Here is a 4,293-nt window from a genome sequence, read left to right as displayed (position 1 = left end):
GGTCCATGTGGCGGTCGACCCCTCGGCCGTCACCGCCCGCCCCGGGTGGGTGCAGGGGGATGTTGAAGAGGTGATGGCCTTCGACCTGTTCACCGGGCACCTGTCGGAGGGCAACCTGCGGCTCTACCGCCGCCACGGCTACCGCGAGACCCGCAGGGAGCGGATGAGCGACCACCTGACGCTGGTGCACATGCGCAGGGAGCTGTAGGGCGCTCAGACGCCCTCCGGCGCGGCAGACGGCAAAGGGGGGCGTACCTGTACGAAAGGGTGGCAGGCGCCACCTCCGGCGCCGCGAAGGGTGGCTCCGGCCCGTCTGCCGACGGGCGACCCGTACCGCGTATGCTGCGGATCATGTTGAAGGTGGGGCTTACCGGCGGTATCGGGTCGGGCAAGAGCGAGGTCTCCCGGCGGCTGGCCTGCCGAGGCGCCGTGGTCATCGATGCCGACAAGATCGCCCGTGAGGTGGTCGAGCCGGGGACCCCGGGCCTGGCGCGCGTGGTCGGGGTCTTCGGCACCGAGATCCTGCGCGAGGACGGCTCGCTGAACCGGGAGAAGCTCGGCTCGATCGTCTTCGCCGACTCCGAGAAGCTGGCCTCGCTCAACGCCGTCGTGCACCCGCTGGTCGGCGCGAGGGTCGCCGAGCTGCAGGACCAGGCGATCCCCGGCAGCATCGTGGTCTACGACGTCCCGCTGCTGGCGGAGAACAGGCTCGCCCCCATGTACGAGGTGGTGATCGTCGTGGACGCCGCCGACGAGGTGCGCGTGGCCCGGCTGGTCGAGCTGCGCGGCATGAGCGAGCAGGACGCCAGGGCCAGGCTCGCCGCCCAGGCGACCCGCGAGGAGCGCCTGGAGATCGCCGACATCGTGGTGCCGAACGAGGGCACCCTGGAGGAACTGGAGGCCAGGATGGACGGCCTCTGGAAGGACCTCACCGCCCGCGCCGCCGCCTGAACGAGGTTCGCCCGCCCGCGTGCCGGGCAGCCGCCCGGGTACGCCGGTGGTCAGGCTTGGCCGGAGCGGGTGTCGCGGGCCCGGCGAAGATCTGAGGTCACCCTGGCGAGCGGGATTCAGACGGTCTTCACCGCCCGCGCCACCGACTGAGCGCGATCATCCCTCCTGGCCCGATCCGCCCAGGTGAGGCGTGCGATCATGGCCGATGTGCTGCGACGACTGGGCATCCTGGACTGGATCCGCCTCGGACTGCTGGGCCTCGGACTCCTGTGCGTCGCGACCGGCCTGCTTCCCGTACGGGAGGCTTGGAGCGAGATGGAGCGGATCGCGCCCATCCTGCTCTTCCTCGCCGCAGTGGTCGTCCTCGCGGACCTGGTCAAGGAGGCCGGGCTCTTCGACGTGATCGCGACCCGGCTGGCGATGCTGGGGCGGGGAAACCACGTCGCGCTCTTCCTGCTCTGCACGGCCTTCGCGTCGCTGGTCACCGTCTTCCTGAACCTGGACACCACCGCGGTGCTGCTGACCCCCGTCATGCTCGCCCTCGCGGCCAGGACCGGGATCGCCGCGCTGCCGCTGGCCATGACGACACTCTGGCTGGCCAACACCGCCAGCCTGCTGCTGCCGGTCTCGAACCTGACGAATCTGCTGGTCGTGGATCGGATCGGCATGTCCACCCGTGAGTTCGCCGGAAGGCTCTGGGTCCCCCAGCTCGTCGCGGTCGCGATCACCATGATCTTCCTGTGGGTGTTCTTCTGGCGCCGAGGCCGGCGCGGCGCCGACCGCTACATCCCGCCGGCCTCCGAGCCGGTCGCGGACCCGGTGCTGTTCAGAACCGCCGCCTGGGTCTGTGCGCTGTTCATCGCCGCGATCCTGCTGGAGCTGCCGATCCAGTTCGCCGCCCTGGCCGGGGCGGCCCTGATGGTCGCCGCCTTCGCCTGGCGCGACCGCGCCAAGCTCACCCCCGCGCTGTTCCCCTGGCAGCTGCTCGTCTTCGTGGTGGGCCTGTTCCTGGTGGTGCCCACCCTGAGCCGGCACGGACTGGCCGCCGTGATGAGCACCCTGGTCGGAACCGACACGGGCGACGGCGCCTACCGGGTGGCGGCCGTCGGCACGGTGCTGTCCAATCTGCTCGACAACCTGCCCGCCTACACCGCGGTGGAGCAGGTCATCCCCGCGGGCGATCGGGAGGCACTGCTCGCCCTGCTCATCGGCACCAACGTCGGCACGGTGATCACCCCGTGGGCCTCCCTGGCCACCCTGCTCTGGTTCGAGTGGTGCCGCCGCAGGGGAGTACGGGTGCCGATGCTCACCTTCGTGCTGACCGGGACCGTACTGGTCGTGGTGGCCGTCCCCGCGACTGTGGCGGCCCTGCTGCTCACCGCCTGATGGACAGGCATGACAGGCCACCCGCTGCACATCGACGAACTCGTCGAGCACTGGACGATCCTGGACGAGGAACGCGATCTCATCGCCGGAAAGCGCGGCGCCACGCGACTCGTCTTCGCGATCTTGCTGGAGTTCTACACGCGGTACGGCCGGTTTCCGCGAGAACGCTCTGAGGTGCCTGACGAGGCGGTCGAGCACGTGGCCAAGCAGGTCAAGGTGCCCGCCTCGGAGCTTGGGCTGTACAAGTGGTCCGGCTCGACGATCGAGTACCACCGCGGCCAGATCCACAAGCACCTGGGCTTTCGCATCTGTTCAACCGCCGACGCCACCAAGGTCGCGGTATGGCCGGCCAAGAATGTCGTGCGCGCCGAGCGGCGAGGCGCGCGTCTCGGCGGGCGCGGCTTCCGGGATGAAGGGAAGACCGGAGCGAGGTATGACAAGGCCGCTCTCGTAGGCGAAGACGATGGCCTGAGCACGGTCCCGCAGATCGAGTTTGGTCAGGATGCGACCGATGTGCGTCTTGACGGTCTGTTCGGCGACGACGAGTGCGGCGGCGATCTCAGTGTTGGACAGACCCCGAGCGATGTGGAGGAGCACTTCGGCCTCGCGCTCGGTCAGCCTCCCCGTCCGGGAGGGTGAGCTGGGCAGCGCGGGCCGGCACCGGACGACCTCCTCGATGAGGCGCCGGGTCACCGAAGGCGCCAGCAGCGCGTCCCCCGCCGCCACCACCCGCACCGCCGAGATCAGGTCACCGGGTGGCGCCTCCTTGAGCAGGAAGCCGCTGGCGCCCGCGCGCAGCGCCTCGTACACGTAGTCGTCCACATCGAAGGTGGTGAGCATCAACACGCGCGGCCGGTGCTCTCTCGGAGGAGGGGTGAGGATCAGCCGGGCCGCCCGAAGTCCGTCCAGCCCAGGCATCCGGACGTCCATGAGGACAACGTCGGGGCACAGCCTTCGGGTCTGGGCTACGGCCTGCTCACCGTCGGCCGCGTCACCGACGACCTCGATGTCCCGCTCGGCGGCCAGTAACGCGCCGAAGCCCGCTCGGACCATGGCGTGGTCGTCGGCGATGAGCACCCGAATCGTCACGTGTCACCGTCTTTCGGCTCGGCCGGCACCAGGGGGAGGGTCAGCTCGACCCGGAACCCACCCCCTGGTGCGGGCCCTGCCAGTAGGACACCGCCCAGCATGGCGGCCCGCTCTCGCATCCCGACCAGCCCGTGCCCGGTGGCGGTCGGCTCGATGGGCGTGCGTCTCCCGTCCGCCGGGAGCGCGTTCTCCACCACGACCCGCAGCCCGGTCCCGTTCCCCGTGATCATCACAGCCGTGGCGGCGCCCGGTGCGTGCCGTATCACGTTACTGAGCGCCTCCTGCACGATCCGGTAGAGCGACAGCTCCACTCCCGGCGGCATGCGCGCGGGCAGGCCGCTCACCGTCAGGTCGACCGGGGTGCCGGCCCGCCTGGTGACCTCCGCAAGCTCGCCCACCTGGTCCAGCCCCGGCAACGGAGCGCGCCTCGGCACCGCGTCGTCGCTGCGCAGCACGCCCAGCAGCCGCCTCATCTCGGCCAGTGACTGCCGGGCCGCCGCCCCGATGGAGTCAAACTCCTGTTCAGCCCGGGCCGGCACCCCGCCGAGCCGACGCGCTGCGCTGGAGGCCTGTACGGCGATCACGGACATGTGGTGCGCCACCACGTCGTGCATCTCACGGGCGATTCGGGCACGCTCCTCCAGCAGCTCGCGCCGGGCCCGTTCCACCGCGCTGACCTGTTCCTGCTCCGTGACTCGCGCCTGGGCTCGGCGGCGCCAGCGCAGGTTGTCACCGGCGATCAGCGGCACCGGCACGATGACCGCCGCCAACTGCAGCACCACAGGTGAACCTGGCGAGCTGCACGATGACCACCATCACCACCGCGGCGGCGGCGGCGATCTTCAGCAGGAACAGGGGCAGCGCGTC

At 70.5% G+C, this 4,293-nt stretch carries 4 protein-coding genes and 2 pseudogenes; 4 read left to right on the top strand and 2 right to left on the bottom strand.

Annotated features, from left to right (window positions below; translation table 11 throughout):
* The 4 genes and pseudogenes from ABZ260_RS47595 to ABZ260_RS47580 all read left to right on the top strand — a co-directional run.
* A pseudogene (locus ABZ260_RS47595) lies at positions 1 to 208 on the top strand (hypothetical protein); the annotation flags it as partial.
* Between the two features lie 143 nt (positions 209 to 351).
* On the top strand, positions 352 to 951 hold the full coding sequence (gene coaE, locus ABZ260_RS47590) for a dephospho-CoA kinase (RefSeq protein ID WP_355631628.1): 600 nt from the start codon (positions 352 to 354) through the stop codon (positions 949 to 951).
* A 198-nt stretch (positions 952 to 1,149) separates the two neighbouring features.
* The gene (locus ABZ260_RS47585; protein WP_355631625.1) at positions 1,150 to 2,337 is read left to right on the top strand and encodes an SLC13 family permease; all 1,188 of its coding nucleotides are present in this window, start codon (positions 1,150 to 1,152) and stop codon (positions 2,335 to 2,337) included.
* Positions 2,338 to 2,346: 9 nt separating this feature from the next.
* Positions 2,347 to 2,655, top strand: a pseudogene (locus tag ABZ260_RS47580) (DUF4158 domain-containing protein); the annotation flags it as partial.
* Here the strand turns inward: ABZ260_RS47580 and ABZ260_RS47575 are convergent.
* A complete protein-coding gene (locus ABZ260_RS47575; RefSeq protein ID WP_355631622.1) occupies positions 2,650 to 3,426 on the bottom strand; it encodes a response regulator transcription factor in 777 nt (258 codons plus the stop codon). The pseudogene ABZ260_RS47580 and the gene ABZ260_RS47575 sit on opposite strands and share 6 nt — an antisense overlap.
* Complete coding sequence (locus ABZ260_RS47570) at positions 3,423 to 4,208, bottom strand: sensor histidine kinase (protein ID WP_355631619.1); 786 nt, start codon at positions 4,206 to 4,208, stop codon at positions 3,423 to 3,425. Before ABZ260_RS47570 ends, ABZ260_RS47575 begins: the two co-directional genes overlap by 4 nt.
* Between the last annotated feature and the right edge of the window lie 85 nt (positions 4,209 to 4,293).

It is taken from the genome of Streptosporangium sp. NPDC006013 (genome assembly GCF_040614275.1).
Taxonomy (GTDB): domain Bacteria; phylum Actinomycetota; class Actinomycetes; order Streptosporangiales; family Streptosporangiaceae; genus Streptosporangium.
Note: the sequence above shows the minus strand (reverse complement) of the source record. Positions and strands in the feature narration are given on the sequence as shown.